The sequence below is a fragment of the Halostagnicola sp. A-GB9-2 genome (genome assembly GCF_030068615.1).
GTDB lineage: Archaea > Halobacteriota > Halobacteria > Halobacteriales > Natrialbaceae > Halostagnicola.
The window spans coordinates 18,663-44,375 of the sequence record NZ_JASJOC010000010.1; the positions used below are offsets into that span (position 1 = coordinate 18,663).

The window sequence follows — 25,713 nt, forward strand, 5'->3', positions numbered from 1 at the left end:
CTGTTGACGGACGTGCAGTTCATGGCTATCGTCATCCTGTTAGCATTCGGACTGTTTTTCACGCTCGTCTCGACGGTCGGTGTCCTTCGGTTACCGGATATCTTCGCGCGTGCACACACCGCATCCCAGACTGACACCCTGGGAGCGGGGCTGGCACTCGCGGCCGTCGCGCTGGCGCTTGGCTGGCAGAACGCGACGGCTTATACCGTCCTGTTGCTGTTTTTCGTATTCATCACGAACCCAACAGCGGCCCACGCGATCGCCCGTTCGGCGGCGGAGTCGGGCGTTACGCCGTGGGAAAAAGACGACGACAATACCGAGGGTGATGACCAATGAGTCTCGTCGCGTACACGCTCGCGGTGTTCATCCTGCTCACGGCTATCGCGACGGCGCTGTTTCGTGACGTGCTCTCTGCGATCGTCGTCTTCGGAGCCTATAGTCTCGGAATGGCGATCTTGTATACGTACCTGCTCGCACCCGATGTCGCGATGACCGAGGCAGCAATCGGCGCTGGTGTTACGACGATACTCCTCCTCTTGACGATTGCGCGAACCTCTCGGCCACCAACTGACCAACTCTTCGAGCGGATCAACGTCCCGGCGGTTGTCGTCGTGAGCGGCTTCGTTCTCGTCATGTTGGCAACCGTGTTGCCCGACATGTACGAGGTTGGCTCTCAGACCGCTCCAGCGTGGGCGAACGAGGAAGTCACTCAGTATTACATCCAGAACGCGTACGACGACACCGGCGTGCAAAACGCTGTCACCGCCGTCCTCGCGTCCTACCGTGGGTTCGACACCTTCGGTGAGGCGGTCGTCGTCTTCGCCGCAGGGATCGCCGTTCTGCTGGTCCTCAAACGGGAGGTGTTCGTCTGATGGCCGACCAGTACGATGACACCTACACGGAGAGCCAGGTTATCCTGACCTCGGTGAAGATCATCGCCCCGTTTACGCTCACGTACGGCATGTTCATGGCCCTCCACGGGGCCGACACGCCCGGCGGGAGCTTCCAGGGCGGTGCGATTATCGGGGTTACGGTCCTCATGCTCGCGTTCGCCTTCGGCATCGAGCCGACTCGAAAGTGGCTCAAAAATTCCGCGATCGTCGGCCTCGTCGCCGGCGGTGTTGCCATCTTCGTCGGCGTCGGCCTCGCGACGATGGCCCTCGGCGGATCGTTCCTCGAGTACAGATTGTTCGAGACAGAACTCGGTATCCCCGACGGAACGGTCTGGGGAATGGAAGCGATCGAGATCGGCGGGATCGCGTTGATCGTCGCCGGCGTCGTCGTCACGCTGTTCTTCGCGACGGCGGCGGGCTTTACACCCGAACGCCGCACTCGAGATCCTTCGGAGGTGACTGACGATGATTGACTTACTCGCTACACGGTACGCGTACGTCCTGATGTTCGTCCTGCTCGGTGTGGGACTCTACATGATGATCGCCAACGAGAACCTCGTGAAGAAGTTGATTGGGGTCAACCTGTTCCAGACGGCGATATTCCTGTTCTTCGTTTCGGTGGCCTACGTCGAGGGCGGGTCTTCGCCCGTCGTGCCCGCCGATTCAAACCCGGGCGAACTCCTCGTCGCGAGTCCGCTTCCCCACGTGATCGTGCTCACGGCGATTGTCGTCGGGATCGCACTCACCGCGGTCGGACTAGCACTGATCGTTCGAATCTACTCGGAGTATGGAACGCTCCGCGAGGACACCCTTCGGGAGGTGCGATCCGATGAGTAACGTCGAACTGATCCCGGTATTGCTCGTCGTCGCTCCAATCCTCTTGGCCACGCTCCCCATCGTGCTCGGCCTTCGATTCGAGCGAACTGGTTGGTCCGTTACCGCACTTACTACGACGGGCCTCTTCGCGGCCAGCCTGATCCTGGCCCAGCGGGTCTATAGCACCCAATCGGCCGAGATTTACGGACTCGGCGGTTGGGACGAGCAGTTCGGGATCGTCCTCATCGCTGACCAGCTCTCGATGCTCATCGTCGTCCTCATCACGGCGACAGCGGCCGGCTTGCTCGCGTTTACCCGCCTCGCCGGTCCGCGCGGAAACACGTTCTACACCGGGTACCTGTTGCTCGTCGGCGGTCTTCTCGGACTCACGCTCACGGGCGACGTGTTCAACATGTTCGTCTTCCTCGAGATCGTCGGGCTCGGAACGTACGCCCTGATCTCGAGCGGCGACGGTCCCGAATCGGCCGTCGCGGCTCTCAAGTACCTTATCCTCGGTACCGTCGGCGCATCGATCTACCTGATCGGCGTCGGCTTCCTGTTCATGGCAACCGGGACGTTGAATATGATGGAGTTGGCCGATGTCATCCAGAACGGCGGACTCGACGACCAACAGCTGAATCTCATCCGAGCCGCCTTCGCCTTTATGTTCGTCGGCTTCGCGATCAAGGTCGCACAGTGGCCGCTTCACACCTGGCAACCCGACGCGTATCAACACGCTCCGGACGGCGTGACGCCGCTGATCGCCGCCCTCGTGTCGACAGTTTCGGCGTACGCGCTCGCTCGGATCATGTTCGACGTTTTCGGACCCGAATTCTTGATTCAGACGCCCTACGCCAGGGAAATTGTCGTTACCGTCGGATCGATCAGCGTTATCGCGGGGAGCACCCTCGCGGTGATCCAGCAGGACGTCAAACGGATGCTCGCCTACTCGTCGGTCTCGCAGTTCGGTCTCGTCGTCGCCGCGTACGGTGTCGTCACCGAGACCGCACTAACTGGAGCGATTATTCACTTGATCGGCCACGGCGTGATGAAAGCCGGGCTGTTCGTCGCCGCGGGCGTCATCGCCATCGGCTACGGTGCACGAACCGTCGACGAATACGCCGGGCTGGCACACCACCGACCGGTCCCGGCTGCCGGAATGGCCGTCTTGCTCATCGCGCTCATCGGCATCCCGCCGTCAGTCGGCTTCATCGGCAAGTGGTACATCGCCGTGGGCGCGGTCGAGGCACAGGCCTGGTCGGTCGCGGCAGTCATCTTCCTCAGTACGATGTTGACGCTCGCCTACGCCGCTCGCCTGCTCGAGAAGATGTACTTTACACCGGCCCGCAACGTTGATCCCGGTTCGCATCGCTCGACTGACGCAGGATCTCCGGTGGCCACCGACGGTGGTGCCAGTTCGCAGACTCGAGGCTCCCCGGACGCAGTTTCGCTCGGGATGCTTGCGTTGGTGGTCTCCGTTGCGATTATCGCAGTCATCCTCGGATTCGCCGGTGACGTGTTCTTCGAACTGCTCGAGCCGTTCGTCGATGAGGTGTTTAATTGATGACTGATCCGATTACGTCCATCCGCCCGCTCGCGGCCGTATTGGTCTCGGCGATCGCGATGGTATTGATTATCGCGTCGTATCGCTATCCGAACGTTCGTGAAAGCTGGTCCGTGCTTGCCGCGCTCGCGAAATTTGGAATCGTCGTGAGTATGCTTCCCGGTGTGCTCGGCGGCGACACCTACCGGTGGAGTCTTTCGGACTCGCTTGGTGTTGAGTTCGTTGCAGGGATCGACTTCGCCCTCGAGGCCGATGGACTCGGCATGCTGTTTGCGTTGCTCGCGAGTTTCCTCTGGATCTTCACCTCGTTCTACGCGGCCGGTTACATGCGCGGACTCGACGAACATGCCCAGACGAGGTTTTTCGCCGCCTTCGCGGCGAGTTTGTCGACCGCGGTCGGGATCGCGTTCTCGGCGAATCTGGTGACGATCTTCGTCTTCTACGAACTTCTTTCGTTAGTCACCTACCCGCTGGTCGCTCACAACGAGGACGACGAGGCCCGGATCGCCGGCCGGAAGTACCTCACGTACACGTTCTTCGGCGGCGGCGTCTTCCTCCTGGCCGGCACCGTTATGATCTACTGGCTCACCTCCGGCATCGGCGATCCCACGGTCGCCTTCCAGACCGGCGGCATGGAAGCGGTTGCCGAAGCTGCCGGCGAGGAGGACAACCAGATCTACGCGCAGGCCGCGTTCTTCCTTCTGATCGCCGGATTCGGCGTGAAGGCGGCGGTAATGCCACTTCACTCCTGGCTCGCCGACGCGATGGTTGCGCCGACGCCCGTTTCCGGACTGCTCCACGCGGTCGCGGTCGTCAAGTCCGGTGCGTTCGGGGTCGCGCGTGTGATCCTCGACGTGTACGGCGTCGAGACGATTCAGGATCTCCCGCTCTCGGTGCCGGTGGTCGGCGAAGTCGGGTTGAACGTTCCCGTCGCGATACTGGCGGCGTTTACCTTACTCGCCGCGAGTATCATCGCGCTCCGAAAGGACCACCTCAAGCGTCGGCTGGCGTACTCGACCACCGCACAGCTTTCCTACATCGTCCTCGGGCTCTCGATGCTCGAACCGATCGCGATTTTGGGAGCGCTGTTCCATATCCCCGCCCACGCGTTCGGAAAGCTCACCCTGTTCTTCTGTGCCGGTGCGGTCCACGTCGAGACACACACCGATTACGTCAGTGAGATGGCCGGCATCGGCAAACGCATGCCGCTTACGATGTCAGCGTTCGCGATTGGCGCGGCAGGGATGGCCGGTATCCCGCTCGTCGCCGGATTCGTGAGCAAGTTCTACATGCTCATCGGCGCGATGGATGTCGGCTACTGGCCCTTCGCACTCGCGCTGATCATTTCGGGTGTACTCAATATCGCGTACCTCTGGCCGGTCGTCTACACCGCGTTCTTCGAGAGCGAGGATCGCCACGACGCGAAACCGTTGCTCGAGTTCCCGCCGGGTGGCAAGCGCGAATCCTACGGCGTGATGCCCGGTGAGCAAGACGTCGCGACCGACGGTGGTGACCGTGACGCGGACGAAGACGGTGAAAGCGACGAAGCGGCCGACGAGGACGACGGATTCGCGGTCGATATGAATCCAAGCGATGCGGACGTTCCGTTCGGTCCACCGGCCGGTGATGGCGACGACGCCCGAACTGAGGACACTGACGTTCACAACGAGACCGATCACCACGCAGATGATGATCACGCCGAACACGGCCATCACCATGGCGGTGCACCGTCGGGTGGCTGGAAACGCCACTCGCCGTTCAGCGAGAGCACGTGGCTCATGCTGATGCCGATTTCCGTGATCGTGACCGGTGCGGTCGTACTTGGAGTCGTTCCCGATCACGCGATCTTCCTCGAGCTAGTTAGCTTCGTCGTCGAAGAAGTCACCGGAGAGGTGCTCCCATGACAGAACTCGATATCCTTACGCACGCGTATCCACCGTTGATCGTCTTCGCAGCCGCATTGTTCATGCTCGTCCTCCCGAGGGTGCTCGGTTACGCGCTCGGGGCGTTGAGCCTCGCAGCGGTGACGGTTATCGCGTACCTAATTCCAGACGGTGCGTACCTCACGACGACGTTCCTCGGATTCGCGGACATTCAGCCGTTCTTTGTCGACGAATTTAGTCGACTGGTCGGGCTCGGGCTCGGCTTTCTCGGCACGTTCGCCGTAATCTACGCCTACTCGAGTGGGGCGTCTCGAGTGCAGGGAGCCTTTGCGCTCGCTTACGTTGCTTCGGCGATCGGTGCGACGTTCGCTGGCGACTGGCTCGTATTGGTGTTCATGTGGGAGCTGATGGCTGTAACGAGCACGGTCTTGATCTGGAACTACGGCGGTGATGCCATCCGATCGGGGTACCGATACGCGATCGCCCACGGTATCGGCGGGAGCCTCCTGCTGTTCGCCGTTACGGCTCACTACGCGCAGGTCGGCGAGTTCACGTACGGTGCTGGCGTTGCTGACGGTGTCGGAATCGCACACACGGTGCCCGCGCTGCTGGCCGTCCTCGGAATTGGTGTTAACGTCGCGTTTGTCGGGTTTCACACCTGGCTTCCGGACACGTATCCAAAGCCCCACTTCGCGACATCGGTGTTCCTCGCGGCATTCACGACGAAGACAAGCGCGTTGATCCTCTACCGCGCATTCCCCGATGGCCATCTGTATCTCGCGTATATGGGCGGATTGATGGCCGTTTACGGCGTCGTCTTCGCTCTCCTTCAACACGACATGCGGGCTCTACTTTCCTACCACATTCAGGCCCAGCTCGGGTACATAGTCGCAGGGATCGGAATTGGGTCCGCCATCGGTATCGCCGGTGCGATGGGACACCTGTTCAATAACGTTCTCTACAAGAGTCTGCTGTTCATGGCCGTCGGCGTCGTCATCTATCGAACCGGGGAGAACGACCTGTACAAACTGGGTGGGCTCTGGAAGGAGATGCCGCTCACTGCGATTGCGTTCCTCGTCGGTGCGCTCTCGATTACCGCCGTTCCTGGCTTCAGCGGATTCGTGAGTAAAGGAATGGTTCTCGACGCCGCGGATCCGGGATACTACGGCGGTCCGGAGTATCAGGCGCTGTACTGGTTGCTCTTTATCGGTGCGATCGGAACGTTCCTTTCGTTCATCAAACTCGGCTTCTACGTCTTCCTTCACGGGCCGAGCGATCGGACGGTCAAGGACGCAGAAACGGGCCAGACTGTAGCGATGTTCTCCGTCGGTGGCGCCTGTCTCGTCCTCGGCCTACCGATAATTGGCTGGCCTGTCTTTACTGACCTCTTGCCACTGGTCGACGGGTCAGCGGTCGTCACCCCGGACTTTGAAACGACACTGCATCCGTACAGCCCCGGCCACCTCTTCGACTTCCTCGTATTGGCAACCGTTTCGGTCGTCGGCTTCAAGATCATCCGCAAGCCGCTCTCGAAACTCGACCTCGGTGATCCAGCGATGTTTGTCAATCCGGCTACCTACTACGTCGGTCGCGGATCGATGGTCGCCGTCACGGACACCTACCGCGCAGTTGACGCGGCCGCGGTCGGCCTCGTCCGCCAGGTCTATTGGATCGGTAACAACCCCGTGCTGGCCGTCGACGCGCTCGGTCGCCGCATGCCGGACTGGATGGTCGAACTCGAGGAACGCCAGCCTGCAGATGGCGGTCGACCGTCGACGATTCACCTCCGGGCGAGTATCGGGCTCACCGTCTTGATACTAACGGTGATCTTGACAATTATGCTCCTCCTTCTCGTATAGATCGACAGGATTCGTCCGTTATCGCCTTCGTTGTCGCTCTCAGCGAGTACAGCCATCATCAGTACGGAGAATTTCACTGCATAGCGAGTTGTCTCGAGTTCAATCGTTCCGCGACTCGTTCGACGAAGCGACGTCGATCACTCGGTAGTGATCCTCTCGGAGGGCGATCGATTGCTCGAGAAAGGAGACGCGAAGTGAGTTCGTTGGAGCTGTCGCGGCTCGGCGACGGGGGGCCTCGAGGTCGCGACTGACGCCGCTCGGGGTGAGATATTCGCCGTCGACGTCGATCCCGGCGTCCTTGCAGAGGCGCTTGAGGATCGTTCGAGCCCCTTCGGTCGTGATGGCCGGCGGCGTGATAGCGTGCTCCCGGAGGAGTGACTTTGCCGTCGTCTCCTCGAACAGGGAGTCGATCTCAGCCTCGTCGTATCCGCGTTCGGCAAGTGCCTCGCGAACGTGGTTGGCGATCGAAGGTGCGTGTCGCGTCGGGAATAACGGCCACTCGTTCGTCGGCGGGTCGAGCGCTATTCGGTACCGACGGAGGGGGGTTCGAGCCCGTGCTGGGAGGGGGACGGCCTCGAAGCGCTGTGATTTTCCGAGAACCTGTATCGTTCCGGTGTAAAAGTCCACCTCGTTCCACGTCGCACCGGTGCGTCGAGTGTCATCCGGTGCGCGGAACAGCTCCGAGCCCCGAATTTCAGTGTGCGCTAACAGCGCGACGACCGCGTACTCTCGAAGCCGACTCCGTCTATTCCCCTCGTTTTCGTGGAGTGACTCGAGCGCTCTCGCTCGAACGTACTCCTCGAGTGTTTGCCGTTGGCGGTCCGTCCAGAACTCGTCTGTTTGCGTGTCGGTTTCGACCGGCAGAATCGCCTGCGCGTTCCGGGTGGACGCTGGATTCGTCTCGAGTAATCCACCCCGGACACACCACGACAGAAACGCGCGGACAACTGCGTAATACGTTCGAGCGGTGGACGGGGCGTACTTTCCCCGCTCCGTTCGATCTGCCAGCTCTCGGGCGTACGCCTCGAGATTCCGCCGGTCGAGCGCGAGCAACGCTGTCGTGTTTTGTTCCGTCTCGAGCCACGTTACCCACCGATGGAGGATCGATTCGGCGTTCGACGCGTAGGCTCCGGACCCAGACTCAGCGCTATCACCAACCGACTTGCGCTGTAAGTATGCATCCACGGCGTCCGAGATATTGACTTTTGACATGGATTTATCGCCACCATTGTTCGTCTCGCTGGCTTCGCGGGCGACGTTTTGGATACCGTTTTGTTGACTGTAAACGGAGATCGTTACTTGAATACCCATCCCAAGCCATTCGTTCGTTTCCTAGTGGATCCATCCTATAAATTTGTGTTTCGGTGTTCCGTCCCTTTTGAATCGCTGACCGCTCCCTCTACACAGATCTATTGAAATGTTGTCAATAAGACATAGGGTGATCGCAGTTTCCAATAAACTAAAATAGTTTATATGTATGGTTGGAATGTATATTTTGAAGGAAAAACTCCAAACCATTGTAAACTCAATTAGACTCAGAATTTGTGCCCGTATTCGAGTTTTCACAAATATAATTATTTTGTTAGTTAATCCGATTTATATTTCATAGTACTGTTTTTCGTAGTGATTCATAGCACACCTGTTAGGAGAACGTCGTTTCTCACTCGAGGAGCCATTGTGTTCTCGTCTCGAGAACAACCGTTCTCGTTTCCGTGTGGGAAAATCGCTAATCGAATCTATTACAATCATATATATGTAACGATAAGGACTAACTCGTCTACTACGTCGCGGCTCGTACTTGTTATCCTAACGAGAACAACTATAATAGTTACTATTTTGAACTGCTTTCGGAGCGATTCTTTCGAACGCGCTTTTCGATAGCGGCTCCGGCACTAATGACGAGTCCCGCAAAGTCTTCTTTCAATCGTTTCCCGCTGACTCGCCGAGCTGGACCAGTCACTTCGAGGGCACCGATCGGTTGCTCGTCGGGCCCGGTAACGGGAACTGCGATGGCGTTTTGGGGCGATTCACCCGTCTGGATCGAAAACGTGATTCCCTGCTCGTGAGAGATCCTCGTGTCGGGATGTGTCTTTTCGGGAGTGTACGCTGTTTGTGAACTTCGTTTGACAATCGCGTGGCCGGCTGTCGAGCGGTATGGATCCACCATTTCACCGTCGCGCTCGGTCTGACTCTGTTGATTCTGACCCGTACACGAGTAGAGATAGTACGCTGTCTCGTTTTCAACGACGACAATACTCACGTGTTCGCCGGTTACGCTCGCCAGATTTTCGACCGCAGGGATTGCCGGTTCGAATAGGACGTGGGCGTCTCGTGAAGCGACCCCGAGCGTGTAACATCGCAGTCCGAGCGAGTATTCGTACTCCGCTCGAGTTAAATATTGGAGGTCGGTCAGCGTCTGGAGGTGCTTGTGTACAGCGCTCTTTGCGAGGTCGATCTCGTCTGCGATCTCCGTCGTTGTCAGCCCTCCCTCGTCTCGAATCAGTTCCAGAATTTCAAAACTCGTCTGCGTCGCATTGATAGTGTACGTCCCGTCTCCCATCCGTATGGATCGATAGGTGTCTAGCGTGATAAATCTGTTCTCCTCTCGAGAACGATATTGCCGGTCCTGCGGTCCTTTCCTCGTCGTGTCTTTCTGTTCGTTGTAGAACTGATCGTGAACTGCCGCAGTTTGGCGAATTCGACCGACAAGTACATGTGATGCGCTTTTGACCTTCAGAACGAGTCGTACTACCATGACCGAAATCGTTGATTACGAACTGTACGAAGTTCCGCCGCGATGGCTGTTTTTGCGCGTCGAGACCGACGATGGTCTCGTCGGGTGGGGAGAGCCAGTCATCGAAGGGCGTGCCAAGACCGTTCGATCGGCAGTAGAGGAACTGATGGACGCGTATATTCTAAACGAGAGCCCTTTTGAAATCGAAGACCACTGGCAAACGATGTACCGCGGTGGCTTTTACCGCGGCGGTCCGATTCTCATGAGTGCGATCGCGGGTATCGATCAGGCTCTGTGGGACATCAAGGGCAAACACTACGATGCCCCGGTGTATGAACTGCTGGGCGGTGCGACCCGAGACCGAATCAGGGTCTACCAGTGGATTGGTGGCGATCGACCATCAGATGTCGGCGAGGCGGCGGCCGAAAAAGTCGAACAGGGCTTTACCGCGCTGAAGATGAACGCAACCTCCGAGATTCAGCGCCTCGACGATCCGGCGGCTGTGCAGTCTGCCGTCGACCGACTTCGGGAAGTTCGAGAAAGCGTTGGCCCCGAAATCGATATCGGCGTCGACTTCCACGGTCGGGTTTCGAAGCCGATGGCCAAACGGCTCGTCAAAGCGCTCGAACCCCACGAACCGATGTTCATCGAAGAGCCCGTTCTTCCCGAACACAACGACGCGTTGCCCGAAATCGCGTCCCATACGACCATTCCGATCGCAACCGGTGAACGAATGTTCTCCAGGTGGGATTTCAAGTCGGTGTTCGAGGACGGTGCGGTCGACGTTATCCAACCCGATCTATCGCACGCGGGTGGTATCACGGAAGTGAACAAGATCGCGTCGATGGCTGAAGCGTACGATGTGGCGCTCGCCCCGCACTGTCCGCTCGGCCCCATTGCCCTCGCTTCCTGTATGCAAGTGGATATGTGTGCTCCGAACGCGCTTATTCAAGAACAGAGCCTGAATATCCACTACAACGAAACGAACGACGTCCTCGACTATCTGGCTGACGGCGACGTGTTCGACTACGAGCAGGGGTACGTCACCGTTCCCGATAAACCGGGTCTCGGTATTGAACTGGACGAGGAGTACATCCGCGAACAGGCAGAAAACGACGTCGATTGGCACAATCCGATCTGGCGCCACGACGACGGAAGCATCGCTGAGTGGTGAGGAACGGATAGTTCGCTGAGTGGTGAGGACCGAATAGTTCGCTGATGGGTCCTCTCGAGCGCACGTTCGTCTCGTTTTATAAAAGGTGATAAATACGAATATCATCATAAACGTTAAGTAAGATTGATCCCTCAGCATAGATGAGCGTATTATGTCCAATAATGACACGCATTCGCGACGACGGGTGCTAAAGGGTGCAGGGGTAACAGGTGCTGCCGGGATGATGGCACTTGCAGGCTGTCTCACGGGAGACGAGGACGACGAAAACACGTTGGAGGTCCTCCATGGTTGGACCGGTGGAGACGGTGCAGAAGCCGAAGAAGCACTTTTCGCCGCGTTCGAAGAGGAACATCCGGATATCGATCTCGACGACCAGGCGATCGGTGGTGGCGGAAACGAAAACCTCGATCAGACGGTTGCAACGCGGTTCAACAGCGACAACCCGCCGGGTTCGTTTGCCGGCTGGCCAGGTGCAAACTTAGAACAGTACGACGGCGTTCTCGGGGATATCGAGTCGGAGGTGTGGGACGAAGCTGATCTTGCGGACGCACACGTCGAGGAAGCCGTCGAGGCCTGCCAGTTCGATGGTGGGTATTCTGCCGTTCCGATCGGCTCCCACCGAATGAACGACCTCTTCTACAACGTCGAAGTTCTCGAGGACGCCGGTGTCGATCCGGACTCACTCGACGATATCGATGCGCTGATCGATGCGCTCGATACGGTCGATTCCGAAACGGACGCGACGCCGCTTGCAATGTCGCTCGAGGCGTGGGCGATCTTGCAAACCTGGGCGGTCGTCATGCTCAGTACGCAGGGATACGATGCCTACATGGACTTCATCGCGGGCGATGGAGACGAAGACGCAGTCCGCGAGACGTTCGAAACCCTCGAGGAAATCCTCGATAACTACATCAACGACGACGCAGCCTCGGTCGGCTTCACCGAGGTTAACCAGGATATCATGGGCGGCGATGCCGCGTTTATTCACGAAGGTAACTGGGTTGCGGGTGCCTACATCAATAACGAAGACATCGAGTACGGTGAGGAGTGGGACGCCATCCGATACCCGGGTACTGAAGACATGTACGGATTGCACATCGATTCGTTCATCTACCCCGGTGATAACCCGGCCCCGGAGGAGACGGCAACTTTCCTCCGGTTCGCCGGTGGAGAAACCGCACAGGTCGAGTTTAACCAGTACAAGGGTTCAATCCCGACTCGGGAAGGTGTCCCGACGGAGGAGTTCAACGAATACCTCACGGAAACAATCGAGGACTTCGAGACCGCCTCCGAAAAACCGCCAACGCTCGCCCACGGACTCGCCGTCGACCAGAGCACGCAGTCGTCTCTCGAGGAAGTTCTCAACAATAACTTCGCCGATCCATTCGACGTCGACGATGCAACCGAAGGCTTCATGAACGCGGTATAATTCACAAACCACATGAAACGTCTTGTAGCGATTTTACGTGCCATACGGAACAAGCGACGCATCCGGACGGATGGTGGTACGACAGACGAACGCTCGACCGTTAAGCGGTGGCTCGATAGTGATTTCCTTCAGTCGGCGCCGTTCTGGGGGCCCCCGCTCATCCTTATGGGTCTGTTCGTCTACGGGGCAATCGGCTGGAACTTCCTTCTTTCGCTGACGGATTACTCCGGATTCGGCGGTCCAGATTATACCAACCTTGGACTCCAAAACTACTCGCGGATGGTTCAGGACCCGGCTATCTGGGAGGCGACCTGGAACACAGTCGTCCTTCTCGTCGTCTTTACGATCGCGTGTTTAGCTCTCGGACTCGTACTGGCGATTTTGCTCGACCGCGAGATTCGCTTCGGTCGAGCGTTCCGTACGATATACCTGCTTCCGTTTGCACTGTCGTTCATCGTCACGGCGCAGTTCTGGCGGTGGATGTACAACGTCAATGACGGAATCGTTAATCAGTTCATCGGATTGTTCGGTCTCGGACCGTACAACTGGCTTGGCGACCCGCGACTGGTGCTTGGGTCCGTCATATTCGCACTTGTATGGCAGTTCAGCGGCTATACGATGGTTATTTATCTTGCTGCGCTCCGGTCGATTCCGACCGAGCAGTACGAAGCCGCGAGAGTCGACGGTGCGGGAACGTTCCGGATGTATTGGCGCGTAATTGTTCCGCAGTTGCGTCCCGCGATAGTCAGTGCAACGGTCGTGTTGGTGCTGTTCGCACTGAAGGCGTTCGACTTCCTGTACGCGGTCTTCGACGGCTACCGGCCTCGACAGGGAGCGGATATCCTTGCGACCAAGATGATGCGCGAGGGATTCAATAACTCCGAGTGGGCCTACAGTTCCGCGATCGGACTGACGCTGTTCATCCTTTCACTGGCCGTGATCGCGCCGTACCTGTACACCCAGTACAAGCGAGGTAACCTATGAGCGAAGAAACACTTTCGGCAGGTCAAAGCACCGATGACGAGCGTGTACTCGATCGAATCTCACTCACTCAGGCAGGTCTGTATACGTCACTGGTCGGACTGGTCCTCTTTTATCTGGTCCCAGTCCAATCCGGATTCGTTACGTCGATCAAGACCTCCGATGCGTTGATCAACACGCAACCGTTCGCGCCGCCAGGTCCCAACGGTGCAACCCTCGAGAGTTGGGAGTTCGCGTTTAACGCCCTTTCACAGGGACTCATCAATAGTCTCCTGTTCACCGTTCCCGCGACGGTTCTCTGTGCGGTGTTGGGAAGCATGGCCGCGTACGGACTAACGCTCGTTAACTGGCGCGGGCAGGTTGCGGTTTTCGTCCTCTTTATCGCGGGGATCTTCATCCCGTATCAGGCGGTTATCGTTCCGCTCACCCAGTTCTGGTCGCAGTACGCGATGCTTGACCACAGGCTCGGACTGATTCTGTCCTCACACCACGCGACGATTCTCGAGCTCATCATCACCCACACCGCGTACGGGATACCGATCTGTACGTTGCTGTTCCGATCCCAGTACAAAACGATGTCCTGGGAGATGATCGAGGCTGCGAGGCTCGACGGCGCGTCGGTCTGGCGAATCTACAGACGCATCGTGTTGCCGCTCTCGATACCGATGTTCGCAGTGGTGTTTATTTTCCAGTTCACCCAGATCTGGAACGAGTTCCTGTTCTCGCTGACGATCATCGGGAGCGTCAACGATTCCGCCGCCTCGGCGACATTGATCCTGTCGGGGCTCGGTGAGGCGCTCGAGGGTGTCGACTACCCGCTTCGAATGGCGGGTGCGCTGATTACGGCAATCCCGACGTTGATCGTCTATCTCCTGTTCGCAGACAAGTTCGCGGAGGGGGTTCGCGTATGATCGGTAGACAGATGGATCTGCCCGCACGGAGGTTCCAATAATGGCTCAAACGAAACTCAACGACGTTACGAAAGTATTCACGGAAGACGACGGGAACGAAATCGTTGCCGTCGACGAGGTATCGATCGATATCGACGACGGCGAGTTCCTCGTTCTCGTCGGCCCGTCCGGTTGCGGGAAGTCGACGACGCTCCGGATGGTCGCCGGGCTCGAGTCGATTAGCTCGGGCGAAATCAGTCTCGATGACCGAGTGATAAACGATATCCCCGCCAAGAACAGGGATATCGCGATGGTGTTCCAGTCGTACGCCCTCTACCCGCACATGACCGTTCGAGAGAATATGTCGTTCGGGCTCGAGGAATCGACGGATATGCCCGACGACGAGATAGACGAGCGCGTCGAAGAGACGGCTGAGATGATGGGTATCGAGGAATTATTGGATCGAAAACCGGGGGAACTCTCGGGTGGGCAACAACAGCGCGTTGCACTCGGTCGAGCGATCGTTCGTGACCCGTCGGTTTTCCTGATGGACGAACCGCTCTCTAACCTGGATGCCAAACTTCGAGCGGAAATGCGAACGGAGCTCCAGCGCCTTCAGGAGGAACTCGATACCACGACGGTTTACGTGACCCACGATCAGACCGAGGCGATGACTATGGGTGACCGCGTTGCAATCCTCAACGACGGAACGCTTCAGCAGGTTGGGACGCCACTCGATTGTTACCACCGGCCAGCGAACCTGTTCGTTGCCGGATTCGTCGGAGAACCATCGATGAACTTCATCGATACGGATCTTCACAGTGAAGCCGACGAGACGATCCTGCAAGCCGATCTCTTCGACTATTCGATCTCCGATGAGATCGCGACGAAGGTTTCGGATTCGTCGGACCCGGTGCTCGGGATTCGTCCCGAGGACATCGGCATCTCCGAGGACCCTCCATCGGATAAACACGATGTTGCGGCGACGATTGATGTCATTGAACCGATGGGTGACGAGAATATCGTTTACCTTCAGTTCGACAGCGAGGACTCGTCGAGGGAAGCGGAATCGATTATCGCGACGATCGGCGGAATGCGTCAGTTTGAGAGCGGACAGACGGTGACCGCACACATTCCTGAAGATGCGATCCACCTCTTCCACGGGGAGACCGGTGAAGCGTTGCACAACCGGCGTCTCGAAACGGCCGAGTCCCAGGCGCCACAGCTCTGAGGGAGACACCCGACGCTATTCGTCTGCCGTTTTCGATCGTTTCGCTATCCGTGACTTTTCATAACGAAAAATCAACATTCGTCGTGTCAGCTGTTCGTCGTCGCTCGCCTGTATCCGGTGGCGATGATACGACTGCCGGCGAGGACGAGATACGCGCCGAACAGCGAGGAGAGTAGTCCGGCGACATCGGCCGATCCAATCGTAATCGAGACGGGTACGAGTCCGATGACGAACAGCGTAAAGCCCGTGATCCAGGCGGTGACGTACGGTAGCTCTCTGAGTGCAGGGAACACCTGCTCGCGATCGAACGCAGCGCGCATCGTACTGGCTTTCGTCGCGGCTACTACCGCGGCCGGAAGCGCGTAGACACTCACAAGGAAGAGGAACAACATCGCCGTCGAACTCACCATGAACACCGCCGGTATCTCGCCCCCGTCGGATCCCGCTTCGACGAATGAGGACACCGTCGTGAACATGAGCACGAGAGGTATTGCGAGAAAAACGACCGAGATACCCAACGATTTGAAACCGGATCGCAGCGACGCCCCCACCTTGAGCGGCGGTGGTGCCCGGTCGTCGTCGACGAGGACGTGAGACAGGTATCCAACCAGTACGGCGAACGCAATCATCGTCGCGGTGCCGGGAACAAGGGCGGCTACCGATGGGACGAACGCTACGGTGTATCGATAGCCGATGGCGATGGCGACGACGATTCCCGCGACGCCGAGGGCCGGCGTTCCTCTGGTTGGGTATTTGAGCGCGTCAACGAGCATTTTTCTGCTCGTTCTCGAGCTCCGCTCGTTTTCGGTGGTCGATTCGCTCTTGACGACCGAGCCGTTTCCCATACACCCGTCTCACAGATTCCCACCGTTCTCCGTGACCTTTGTGTCCATATCGATTCGATACGGACTATTGGAGTAAGTGTGCTGTGATTGCGGGATGGAAGAGGAGGGAGATTCGACTCGATTCGACGGCTCGGATCCTGTACACGAAGGGGCGTTGTGGTCCACCGTTTTATGCAGATCCGTTGTTACTGGCTCCGCTGAATTTCATATAGCGTTATAGAATGTACAATTTTAGATTTGGGCGCGAAGTATTCTCTCTCGCCCATATTCTGCGTATTCGGCCGCTATGCATACCACTGTACTAAAGGACAGTTTAGTGCAGTGAATTTCACCACCCCGATCCTGTCCCCCGACCGCGGAAACGTGGTGCCCAAAATCGACGCTCGAGAAAAGCACGGTACAGCACTATCGAACCCTCCGGACTACCAGCGGGCGCCTCGGAAAAGACTGCGGTGAATTGCTCACCGATTCGATTTTCACGCGTCGATATACTGGTTTTCCCACTCGCGTCGTGCTTCGATCTCTCGGCGACCACGCCGCGTAGTCGAGTAGAAGTTCGTCCGCTGATCGAGTTCTCCTTTTTCGACTAGCCCCTTCTCGACGAGCGTGTCCAGATTCGGATACAATCGTCCGTGGTGAATCTCCTTCTCGTAGTACCCCTCGAGTTCGTCTTTGATCGCTAACCCGTGAGGTTCGTCCAGTCCTTCGATTACTAACAGCAGGTCGCGTTGGAATCCAGTGAGGTCGTACATTCATTGAAGTATCTCAACCCAATAATCATAAATTCGTTGTTTTACGATTACGACATAGTCCCGTGACTTCATTTGTTTACTGGGTGAAAGAGACGCTTCGACTGCAGTTTCGGTTTTGTAAACAATAAAATAGGTGAGTAATATCCTGAGCAACCTCGCAACGACCGAGTTACTTCGGCCGGGGATAAATCCTTCTAATTTGATATATGACTGATTAGTCCGTAGCCAACTCTGTTTCTCTGAGTACCCACACTATCGGTTCCGTTCTACAATTCACACCACTAGGTTGATGAATTGAACCCGTCCTTGCTTTCCGGAGTGAAACTCCTTCGCTGACGGCAAAAGCACTCTTTCGGCATCGTTAAGTACTGATTGGCACATTACTTACATATGATGGTCGAAGCGCGGGATAAGCTAGCCGAAAAAATCGCAGGAGAAATCGCGTTAAGCGAGAACCCCGGTGCGACGCTCCGGAAATGGCGAACGGACTTCGAAATCGCCCAGAACGACCTCGCTGCTGAACTCGACGTCTCCGTCTCGGTGATTTCCGATTACGAAACCGGACGCAGGGAAAATCCCGGAAGCGGAACGATCCGACGCACAGTCAACGCGTTGCTCGATATCGACGAGTACCGAGGCGGGAAACATATCCGTCAACACGCTCGAGCGTTATCAGCCGGCCTGGATAGCGATATCATTCTGGATCTCCACGAGTACCGTGCAAACGTCTCGCTCCAGCAGTGTTACGAAACCATCGAGGCAACGGAATTGGCAGCGGGAAGCCACGATACAGTTGCGGGACACACGGTCGTCGACAGCGTCGAAGCTATTCGGCACCTCTCGAGCAGCGAATTCTACAACCTCTACGGACAAAGTACCAACCGTGCGCTGGTGTTTACGAACAACACGTCGGGAAAGGGGGCTCTCATTGCCCTTCGTGTTATCAACCCGACGCCGAATGCCGTCGTCCTTCACGGCGTAAGCGAAGACGAACTGTGGGAGTTCGCACCCGAACTCGCTCGCGGAGAGAACATTTCGCTGGCGGTTACGACGATCGATCTCGATTCGCTCCTCGACCGGCTTCGTGAAGCGTCGTAGGTCGCAGTGACCATCGCTTTCTACGACTCCCATTCGATCGACGACCACCCGATATTCTGCTTTTCTGTCTAACCGATTTGTCTATCTATAAGATCATCTCCGAGCAGTTTCGAAGTGTCTAATTGGTAGACTAATCCGTGATATTTTCTGTATTCGAGTAATTGATAACTGAAGTCGGCTTCTCAAACAATCTCCATGGGGGTTCTCTCCACTGCTCGTACTAACACCTGTCAATTCCTCTTTTCATATTTACTCCCTCACTATTTATATATGTGTGATTTGGCACTTTTGTAGAACGCGTTACACACATATCTGTGTAACGCTCATCTCGTCGAGATCGACTTGGCCGTCGCCACTGATAGGGTTGCTCAAGTCAACAAAAAGGATACGGTGGCTTAGATTTCGGTCACGTAGTGATGTGATTCGGGGAGGGGCTGGGCGTCCTCCGGGAGTAAGGCGACGACGAGGCAATCGACGTACTCTTCGAAGTACTCGACGAGCGACGCGATTCGATCGGAGTCGATAGCTTCGAGCGAGTCGAGCAACATGAATGGGACCTCCTCGTAAACGTTGTGAACGAGGTAACCGGCGAGTGCGAAGACGAGCCCCGTTACCTCTCGCTCGCTTTCGGAGAGGTGCGAAATCGTGTCTTCGTACGTCGCTCCCTCGTCGGTCGTCCGAACGACGTGAAGGTCGAACGCGGTTTTTGAAACGGTCCGGCGACCGTCCCGAACGCTCGTCTCTCGGCGTTCGATCCAGATTCGATCGATGTTTCCGTACTGGAGCACCGAAAGGATTGACTCCATGTGATCGTTGAACGCATCGATCGCATCCTCCTCGATCCGGTCGACGCGCGTTCGAAGCTCCGTCAGTTCCTCATCGATCTCCGTACGGCGTTTTTCGAGTTCGCCCCGGTCGTCGATCGTCGCCTCGAGTTCCTCGATCCGGTCGGCGACACCGCTTCGATCCGACTCGAGCTCCTCGAGTTCGAGTTCGACGCGGTTGAGTTCGCGGTGGGTCTCGAGAACGTCGCTGTAGTCGGTGTCTTCGAACGACTCCGCGTCCGCCTCGAGGTCCTCGACGCGCTCGTCTAATTCGCCCAGTTGCGCTTCGAGATCCTCGATCTGGCCCTCGCGCATTTCGATCTCGTCTTCGGTCGACGAGAGTTTCCGTTTGAGTTGGCTTCGTCGCTGAGCGTTTTCTTTGATCTCGGACTTTCGCTCCGAGAGCTCGTCGATCTGGTCTTGCACGTCGTTTCGCTCAGCAAGTGTGTTCTGGTGCAATGACTGGAGTCGTTCGAGCGTCGATTCGATCCGGTCCCGTTCGACGGTGGATCCGCACGTCCAGCAAACGATTTCGTCCGACTCCTCGACCAACTGGTCGGTTAGTTCCGCGGAATCGTCGTCGGATAACTCCCCGTCGAGATCGATCCCATCGCCCGAGAGCCGGTTCTCGTTGAACTGGATGACGTTTTGTAGCTCGGTTAGTTTCGAATCGAGCGATCGTTTTCGTTCTCGCAGTTCAGAGATACGCCCGTCGAGTCGGTCGGGAGACTCCGTGTTTTCGGCGGTGTGTTCCTCGATGGCTTCCTCGAGTTCGTCTCGTTCACGTTTGAGTTCCTGGAGACTTTCTCGCTCGGTCTCAAGATCGTATTCGACCGATTCGAACTCCTTGCGTGCGCTTCTGAGTTCGGCGAAGGCATCTTCTAACTCCTCTTTTCTCGTTCGGCTTTCGTCGACGTTGATCTCGTGTTCTTCGAGTTCCGTCTCGAGTTCGTCGATTCGGGCACTCACTCGCTCGATTTCCTCTTCGAGTGACACTCGTTCGGATTCGAGTTCGGGAAGTTCGTCTTCGAGTCGCTGGAGTTCGGCGATCTGGTCGTCCAACTCCCGCTTTTCGTCCTCGAGAGACGAAATCTCGGCTTCGATTTCGTCGGTATCGATCGGCCGCATGATGATCTCACGAAGATCATCGCCGCGACCGACGGCTCGTCGGGCCTCGTTGGACTCCAGAAGGAACGCAAAGAGATCTGCGAGCTCGGAGTCCTCGAGGTACGGGTTTCCGTCGAAGGAGACACTGCCGTTCTGCCGATGGAGCGATCGAGTGAATTCGCTATCCTCGAATGTCAACTCGACGCCGCCTTCGTTTGCATCTCCTTTCAGGGACGATTGTTCGCTCCCCAGTGCGGCCATAATCGCCTGGAGAAAGGACGTCCGGTTTGTCGCGTTCCGCCCCGTGAGAACGTTAACACCGGGGTGGAGCGTGACTGAGGTTTCGTCGATCCCACCGATATTTTCCGCAGTAAGATCGATTGTCGATTCGAGTGACTTCGCTGTTGACATTACAGAGAGGTTTGTGTTCCCTGTATAAATAACCACCACCAGCGGAGGATCTTGTTCGTTCGCCATCCCTTTCAGCGCGGGTTGTCACGGTTCGAAGCGCAATTTAGGACGAGCAGTCGCAGCCACCTGAATCGATGAGTTCGCCGACGGTGTAGGTCGTTCCGCAGTTTTCACAGACGACTGTTACGGAAACGAGCACGTCATAGTTCTGTTCGGTGAGCAATTCGGCTCGGACTAGCTCTTCTATCGTCGAATCGGTAACGACCTGCGTGCGACTTGCCAGTCGCTGAATCGTTTCTTTCTTTCGTTCCCGCCGCGATTCGTCGTCGTCGTTCTTCGGGAGCTCCGCTTCCCGAACCGTCGTCAAATAGGTGTGAATAGCCTGATGGGTGACGAAGTCGGAACGAACGTCGTCGATATTTACGCCGGTTCGTTCGAGCGACCGTCGCTTTCGGATCCGCTCCGAGGATGTCGCGTCGTCGTCGGTCAAAATTTCGTACGTGTTTTCGACGTCGCGGCGTGTTGGCGTTCCACCGGCCTCACGAAGGGCTTCCTGGAGGATGGCAATATTAAACTCCGTCGCGAGATCGCGGAGACTCGTCCGGTTCCCACCTTCACCGAGCCATTCGGCTTCGAGTCGGGCACCCCACTCATCGAGATCGTAGGTGTCGATCACCCGTTCGACTTTCGTTCGTCGACGACTGTCCGACTCAACTGTCATACGTCTACCATAGCATTCCGGTGATACAAATGTTCCGGATGCCGGTTGTTTCCTCGGCGGGACTACCCGATTCTAACTTCACATTCACGCCCTCTCGAGTCGGTTGAGAAACGGGACCGTTTCGACCTCCATGAGCAATCAACCGTTCCAATTTATGATGTAATCCGGTATTTCGTCAAGTCACGGAACGTCATCGATACCATCTTGATTACACCGATATGTGCGTAATGGGTTCTCCGGCCGTTCGAACTCGATCTGTTGGTACTCGCTCGGTTCCGGCGTCGCTTTTCGTGTGGCGGGAGGCTGAAAGACAGCGTTGAACCGTCCAATTACGACCCGCCATTTTACTATCTACACGCTCGTTGATTGGGTATGGATCTCACGAACGAACAACGACTTATTCGGGATTCCGTCCGGGAGTTCGTCGAATCGGAGGTCACCGACGGCGTTTCGGAGGCAGACGAAACCCAGCGGTTTCCCGAAACCGTCTGGGATGGACTCGCAGAACTCGATCTCACCGGGCTCACCGTCCCCGAGGAGTACGGCGGAATCGATGTGGATCAGCTCACGTATAGCATCGTCAACGAGGAGCTCGCAGCGGGACACCTCGCGGTAGCGACGGCCCTTTCCGTTCACTGTTTGGCGACCTCCTGTATTCGAAAATTCGGCTCGGACGCACACAAAAAGCGGTGGCTCTCGGAGATGGCCGCCGGCCGTCCCGTCGGCGCGTTCGCGTTATCCGAACCCCACGCCGGCTCGAATCCGGCCGCACTGTCGACTGCGGCCCGTCTCGAGGAAAGCACCAGCGGAGACCGGGACGAGGAGTACGTCATCAACGGAAAGAAACAGTGGATCACGAACGGAGAACGGAGTGGCGTTATTATTCTGTTCGCTAAAACGGACCCTGACGACCCAACGACTGTCACCCAGTTTCTCGTTCCCAAGGACGTAGAGGGGTTGGAAGTCGGAAAGAAAGAGGACAAACTCGGGCTCAGAGCGAGCGATACGACGACGCTGCTGTTCGACGACGTTCGAATTCCGGCGGAGAATCGGCTCACCCCTGTCGGAGAGGGGCTCAAAGCGGCCTTCTCGATTCTCACGGGCGGTCGAATCGCCATCGCGAGTCAGGCGGTCGGCGTCGCACGGGCGGCCCTTGCGGACGCGATCGAGTACGCGAACGAGCGCGAACAGTTCGACGAACCCATCATCGAGCACCAGGCGATCGGACAGAAACTTGCGGAGATGCAGACCAACGTGCAGGCCGCCCGATTGCTCACTCGAGATGCCGCGCGCAAGAACGAGGACGGCGTCGATTCGATGGCCGCGAGCATGGCGAAGTACTTCGCGAGCGAGACGGCGGTCGACGTCGCCAACGAGGCGATTCAGGTCCACGGCGGGTACGGGTACACGAAGGATTTCGACGTCGAACGGTACTACCGTGACGCCAAGATCACGACGATTTACGAGGGCACCTCGGAGATCCAAAAGAAGATAATCGCGAGAAACTTGAAGGACTGATACCTTCTTTGGAACAGTTCTGAAATTCCTCGTGCTTCGAGCGGATCGATTTGGCAAACTGTAAGCGAACGAGAACAAGAGTTTAGGATATCGACACCATCATTGACGACCATGTACGACCCGGACGACCTCGAGACGGTTCGCAATCACCGCAAGCGCTGGGAGGAGGGTGCCCTCGAGCAGTCACTCGAGGGCGGTGAGCGAAAGGATCGATTCGCGACCGTGTCGAACCACGAGGTCGATCGTCTGTATACGCCCGAGGACGTTGCCGACATGGAGTACGAGTCGGATCTCGGCTTTCCGGGCGAACCGCCCTACACGCGCGGCCCCTATCCGACGATGTACCGCGGTCGGACGTGGACGATGCGACAGTTCGCCGGATTCGGGACCGCTGAGGAGACAAACGAGCGGTTTCGATACCTGATCGACCAGGGTCAAACCGGGTTGTCGGTCGCGTTCGATATGCCGACGCTGATGGGAATCGATTCCGACGATCCGATGAGCGAGGGCGAGGTCGGGAAGGAAGGCGTTGCGGTCGACACGCTGGCTGACTTCGAAATTCTCTTCGAAGGGATCGATATCGACGAGATATCCACCTCGTTTACGATCAACCCCTCGGCCGCCGTGATCTATGCGATGTACGTCGCGCTCGCCGACCGGCAGGGCGTTCCCCGCTCGGAACTCCGCGGGACCCTCCAGAACGATATGTTCAAGGAGTTTATCGCCCAGAAAGAGTGGGTGATTCCGCCCGAGCCGTCGCTTTCGATCGTCACAGATACGATCGAGTTCGCTGTCGACGAAACGCCGAAGTTCCACCCGGTCTCGATTTCGGGCTATCACATTCGAGAAGCGGGCTCGACGGCGGCCCAGGAGGCGGCGTTCACGCTGGCCGACGGCTTCGCGTACGTCGAGGACTGTCTCGAGCGGGGGTTGGATGTCGACGAGTTCGCACCCCTCCTCTCGTTTTTCTTCAACTCGCACAACTCGATCTTCGAGGAGGTCGCGAAGTTTCGCGCGTCGCGTCGCCTCTACGCCCGCGTGATGGAGGACTGGTACGACGCCGAGAGGGCGGAATCGAAACGCCTGAAGTTTCACACGCAGACCGCGGGACAGTCGTTGACGGCCCAGCAGCCGCTGAACAATATCGTCCGAGTGACGATTCAGGCGCTCGCGGGCGTTCTGGGCGGAACCCAATCGCTACACACCAACAGCTTCGACGAGGCGCTCGCCTTGCCGAGCGAGGATGCGGTTCGCGTCGCGCTTCGGACACAACAGATTATCGCCGAGGAGTCCGGTGCCGCGGACATCGTCGACCCTATGGGCGGGAGCTTCGCGATCGAAGCGCTAACGAACGAGATGGAGTCAGAGATCATGGCCTACCTCGAGGAGATCAGAGAAATTGGCGACGGATCGGTCCGAGACGGCATTCTTCAGGGGATCGAAGAGGGCTATTTCCACCGCGAGATACAGGAATCGAGCTACGACTACCAACAGCGCGTCGAACGCGGCGAGGAGGTCGTCGTCGGCGTCAACGAGTACACGATCGAGGAGGATACCTCTCCGGAAATTCTCCACGTCGACGAGACAACCCGCGAGAACCAGCTCGAGCGACTCGAGCGCGTAAAAGACGAGCGAGACGACGGCGAGGTCGAGGCGGCGCTCGAGGAACTATCGCGGTGTATAGAGGCAGACGAAAACGTCATGCCGCCGATCGTCGATGCCGTGAAGGTCTACACGACGATGGGCGAGATCATGCAGGTCTTCGAGGAGACGTACGGCTCGTATCAGGAGACCGTGAGTCTCGCCTGAGACAGTCAATCTTCGGGTGCGGTGTGAAATTGCGTTCCGTTCGCCGCCGGTTTCACCAGAACTATTCCGCGCGTACACAACTAGTCTGCGTATGGACGCCGTCAAAGTCACGGAACACGGTGGAATCGAGGAACTCGAGTACGGTGCGGTTCCGGATCCGGAACCAGCGCCGGACGAGGTACTGGTCGACATAAAAGCCGGCGCGCTGAACCATCTCGATATCTGGGTGCGCCGCGGGCTTCCCGGACTCGACCTCGACCTGCCACACGTTCCGGGCAGCGACGCGGCAGGTCTCGTCGAGTCGGTCGGTGAAGACGTCACCCAATACGAGAGCGGGGATCGAGTCGCCCTCTCCGCGGGGGTCTCCTGTGGCGAGTGTGAGTTCTGTCGCGACGGCGAGGCCTCGCTCTGTGAGACCTTTCACATCATCGGCGAACACGTCACGGGCGTTCACGGTGAATACGCCGCGATTCCGGCGGAAAACCTGATCCGAGTGCCGGATCACGTCGACTGGGAGACGGCGGGGTCGGCGACGCTGGTCTTTCAGACGGCCTGGCGGATGCTGATCGAACGCGCCGAATTGAAGGCGGGCGAGACGGTGCTGGTCCTCGGTGCGAGCGGCGGCGTCGGTCACGCGGCATTACAGATCGCCGACTACGCCGGCGCGGAAATCTACGCGACCGGAAGCAGTGCGGAGAAGTTAGAGTACGCACGCGAACACGGTGCAGATCACGTGTGCAATTACGAGGAGGAGAACTTCGCCGACTGGATTCACGACGAGACCGACGGCCGCGGCGTCGACGTCGTCGTCGAACACGTCGGCGAACCGACCTGGCGTGACTCGATCAAGAGCCTCGCCAAGGGCGGCCGGCTCGTCACTTGTGGCGGCACTGCGGGTGGCGCTCCCGAAACGGACATCAATCGCATTTTCTGGAACCAACTGAACATCCTGGGTTCGACGATGGCGACGCCCGGCGAGGTCGACGACGTAATGGAACTCGTCTGGGACGGAACGTTCGAACCGGCTATCCGAGACGTGTTACCGATGAGCGACGCCGCTCGAGCACACGAAATGCTTCAGGATCGTGAAGGGTTCGGCAAGGTCGTCGTCAAACCGGATAGCGAATTGGACTGAGTCACTCTGGTTCGATCCCGCTTCGGGACCGATATAGCA

General features: G+C 57.7%; 22 protein-coding genes. 16 read left to right on the forward strand and 6 right to left on the reverse strand.

All coding sequences use genetic code 11. The features are described 5' to 3' along the window. Genes mnhG through QNM96_RS18425 form a run of 7 tightly spaced genes read left to right on the forward strand, consistent with a single transcriptional unit; the run spans position 1 to position 7,015 of the window. Entirely contained in the window at positions 1 to 336 is a 336-nt protein-coding gene (gene mnhG, locus QNM96_RS18395) for a monovalent cation/H(+) antiporter subunit G (protein ID WP_283838280.1), read from the forward strand. After that, positions 333 to 872, forward strand: a complete 540-nt coding sequence (locus QNM96_RS18400) for a DUF4040 domain-containing protein (protein ID WP_283838181.1) — start codon at positions 333 to 335, stop codon at positions 870 to 872. The genes mnhG and QNM96_RS18400 overlap by 4 nt, the downstream gene beginning before the upstream one ends. Continuing rightward, positions 872 to 1,366, forward strand: coding sequence for an MnhB domain-containing protein (locus QNM96_RS18405; RefSeq protein WP_283838182.1), 495 nt, complete (start codon positions 872 to 874; stop codon positions 1,364 to 1,366). The genes QNM96_RS18400 and QNM96_RS18405 overlap by 1 nt, the downstream gene beginning before the upstream one ends. Next, positions 1,359 to 1,730: a cation:proton antiporter subunit C gene (locus QNM96_RS18410; RefSeq protein ID WP_283838183.1), complete on the forward strand. Its 372-nt coding sequence runs from the start codon at positions 1,359 to 1,361 to the stop codon at positions 1,728 to 1,730. The genes QNM96_RS18405 and QNM96_RS18410 overlap by 8 nt, the downstream gene beginning before the upstream one ends. Then, positions 1,723 to 3,273: a proton-conducting transporter membrane subunit gene (locus tag QNM96_RS18415; RefSeq protein ID WP_283838184.1), complete on the forward strand. Its 1,551-nt coding sequence runs from the start codon at positions 1,723 to 1,725 to the stop codon at positions 3,271 to 3,273. Before QNM96_RS18410 ends, QNM96_RS18415 begins: the two co-directional genes overlap by 8 nt. Beyond that, a complete protein-coding gene (locus QNM96_RS18420) occupies positions 3,273 to 5,177 on the forward strand; it encodes a proton-conducting transporter membrane subunit (RefSeq protein WP_283838186.1) in 1,905 nt (634 codons plus the stop codon). Before QNM96_RS18415 ends, QNM96_RS18420 begins: the two co-directional genes overlap by 1 nt. After that, positions 5,174 to 7,015, forward strand: coding sequence for a Na(+)/H(+) antiporter subunit D (locus QNM96_RS18425; protein ID WP_283838188.1), 1,842 nt, complete (start codon positions 5,174 to 5,176; stop codon positions 7,013 to 7,015). The genes QNM96_RS18420 and QNM96_RS18425 overlap by 4 nt, the downstream gene beginning before the upstream one ends. A gap of 99 nt (positions 7,016 to 7,114) precedes the next feature. On the opposite strand, the gene QNM96_RS18430 is transcribed toward QNM96_RS18425, so the two are convergent. Together QNM96_RS18430 and QNM96_RS18435 are read right to left on the reverse strand one after the other, a co-directional pair. Next, positions 7,115 to 8,227 carry a recombinase XerD gene (locus tag QNM96_RS18430; protein WP_283838189.1) on the reverse strand — a complete coding sequence of 371 codons (1,113 nt, stop codon included), beginning with the start codon at positions 8,225 to 8,227 and terminating at the stop codon, positions 7,115 to 7,117. Between the two features lie 619 nt (positions 8,228 to 8,846). Continuing rightward, the gene (locus QNM96_RS18435) at positions 8,847 to 9,575 is read right to left on the reverse strand and encodes a helix-turn-helix domain-containing protein (protein WP_283838191.1); all 729 of its coding nucleotides are present in this window, start codon (positions 9,573 to 9,575) and stop codon (positions 8,847 to 8,849) included. Between the two features lie 193 nt (positions 9,576 to 9,768). Here QNM96_RS18435 and dgoD point away from each other — a divergent pair, with 193 nt between their 5' ends. The 5 genes from dgoD (at position 9,769) to ugpC (ending at position 15,454) form a co-directional block, all read left to right on the forward strand. After that, a complete protein-coding gene (gene dgoD, locus QNM96_RS18440; RefSeq protein ID WP_283838192.1) occupies positions 9,769 to 10,923 on the forward strand; it encodes a galactonate dehydratase in 1,155 nt (384 codons plus the stop codon). A gap of 151 nt (positions 10,924 to 11,074) precedes the next feature. After that, on the forward strand, positions 11,075 to 12,352 hold the full coding sequence (locus QNM96_RS18445; protein WP_283838193.1) for an ABC transporter substrate-binding protein: 1,278 nt from the start codon (positions 11,075 to 11,077) through the stop codon (positions 12,350 to 12,352). Positions 12,353 to 12,364: 12 nt separating this feature from the next. Continuing rightward, positions 12,365 to 13,336 carry a sugar ABC transporter permease gene (locus QNM96_RS18450; RefSeq protein ID WP_283838195.1) on the forward strand — a complete coding sequence of 324 codons (972 nt, stop codon included), beginning with the start codon at positions 12,365 to 12,367 and terminating at the stop codon, positions 13,334 to 13,336. Beyond that, entirely contained in the window at positions 13,333 to 14,244 is a 912-nt protein-coding gene (locus QNM96_RS18455) for a carbohydrate ABC transporter permease (protein WP_283838197.1), read from the forward strand. Before QNM96_RS18450 ends, QNM96_RS18455 begins: the two co-directional genes overlap by 4 nt. 40 nt (positions 14,245 to 14,284) lie before the next feature. Further along, positions 14,285 to 15,454 (forward strand): sn-glycerol-3-phosphate ABC transporter ATP-binding protein UgpC, encoded by a 1,170-nt coding sequence (ugpC, locus tag QNM96_RS18460; RefSeq protein WP_283838198.1) that lies wholly within the window; start codon positions 14,285 to 14,287, stop codon positions 15,452 to 15,454. Between the two features lie 86 nt (positions 15,455 to 15,540). Here ugpC and QNM96_RS18465 read toward each other — a convergent pair whose 3' ends face one another. Together QNM96_RS18465 and QNM96_RS18470 are read right to left on the reverse strand one after the other, a co-directional pair. Beyond that, a complete protein-coding gene (locus tag QNM96_RS18465) occupies positions 15,541 to 16,299 on the reverse strand; it encodes a DUF4013 domain-containing protein (protein ID WP_283838199.1) in 759 nt (252 codons plus the stop codon). Between the two features lie 476 nt (positions 16,300 to 16,775). Next, positions 16,776 to 17,051 (reverse strand): helix-turn-helix transcriptional regulator, encoded by a 276-nt coding sequence (locus QNM96_RS18470; protein WP_283838200.1) that lies wholly within the window; start codon positions 17,049 to 17,051, stop codon positions 16,776 to 16,778. A gap of 390 nt (positions 17,052 to 17,441) precedes the next feature. On the opposite strand from QNM96_RS18470, the gene QNM96_RS18475 reads away from it, so the two are divergent. After that, positions 17,442 to 18,149, forward strand: a complete 708-nt coding sequence (locus QNM96_RS18475; protein ID WP_283838202.1) for a helix-turn-helix domain-containing protein — start codon at positions 17,442 to 17,444, stop codon at positions 18,147 to 18,149. A gap of 395 nt (positions 18,150 to 18,544) precedes the next feature. On the opposite strand, the gene QNM96_RS18480 is transcribed toward QNM96_RS18475, so the two are convergent. Together QNM96_RS18480 and rdfA are read right to left on the reverse strand one after the other, a co-directional pair. Beyond that, positions 18,545 to 20,491, reverse strand: a complete 1,947-nt coding sequence (locus QNM96_RS18480; protein ID WP_283838203.1) for an archaea-specific SMC-related protein — start codon at positions 20,489 to 20,491, stop codon at positions 18,545 to 18,547. A gap of 103 nt (positions 20,492 to 20,594) precedes the next feature. Continuing rightward, positions 20,595 to 21,212, reverse strand: a complete 618-nt coding sequence (gene rdfA / locus QNM96_RS18485; protein WP_283838204.1) for a rod-determining factor RdfA — start codon at positions 21,210 to 21,212, stop codon at positions 20,595 to 20,597. Between the two features lie 372 nt (positions 21,213 to 21,584). Here rdfA and QNM96_RS18490 point away from each other — a divergent pair, with 372 nt between their 5' ends. The 3 genes from QNM96_RS18490 (at position 21,585) to QNM96_RS18500 (ending at position 25,674) form a co-directional block, all read left to right on the forward strand. Then, a complete protein-coding gene (locus QNM96_RS18490; protein WP_283838206.1) occupies positions 21,585 to 22,730 on the forward strand; it encodes an acyl-CoA dehydrogenase family protein in 1,146 nt (381 codons plus the stop codon). A 111-nt stretch (positions 22,731 to 22,841) separates the two neighbouring features. After that, positions 22,842 to 24,539: a methylmalonyl-CoA mutase family protein gene (locus QNM96_RS18495; protein WP_283838208.1), complete on the forward strand. Its 1,698-nt coding sequence runs from the start codon at positions 22,842 to 22,844 to the stop codon at positions 24,537 to 24,539. Positions 24,540 to 24,630: 91 nt separating this feature from the next. Continuing rightward, positions 24,631 to 25,674 (forward strand): zinc-binding dehydrogenase, encoded by a 1,044-nt coding sequence (locus QNM96_RS18500; RefSeq protein ID WP_283838209.1) that lies wholly within the window; start codon positions 24,631 to 24,633, stop codon positions 25,672 to 25,674. The last annotated feature ends 39 nt before the right edge of the window (positions 25,675 to 25,713 follow it).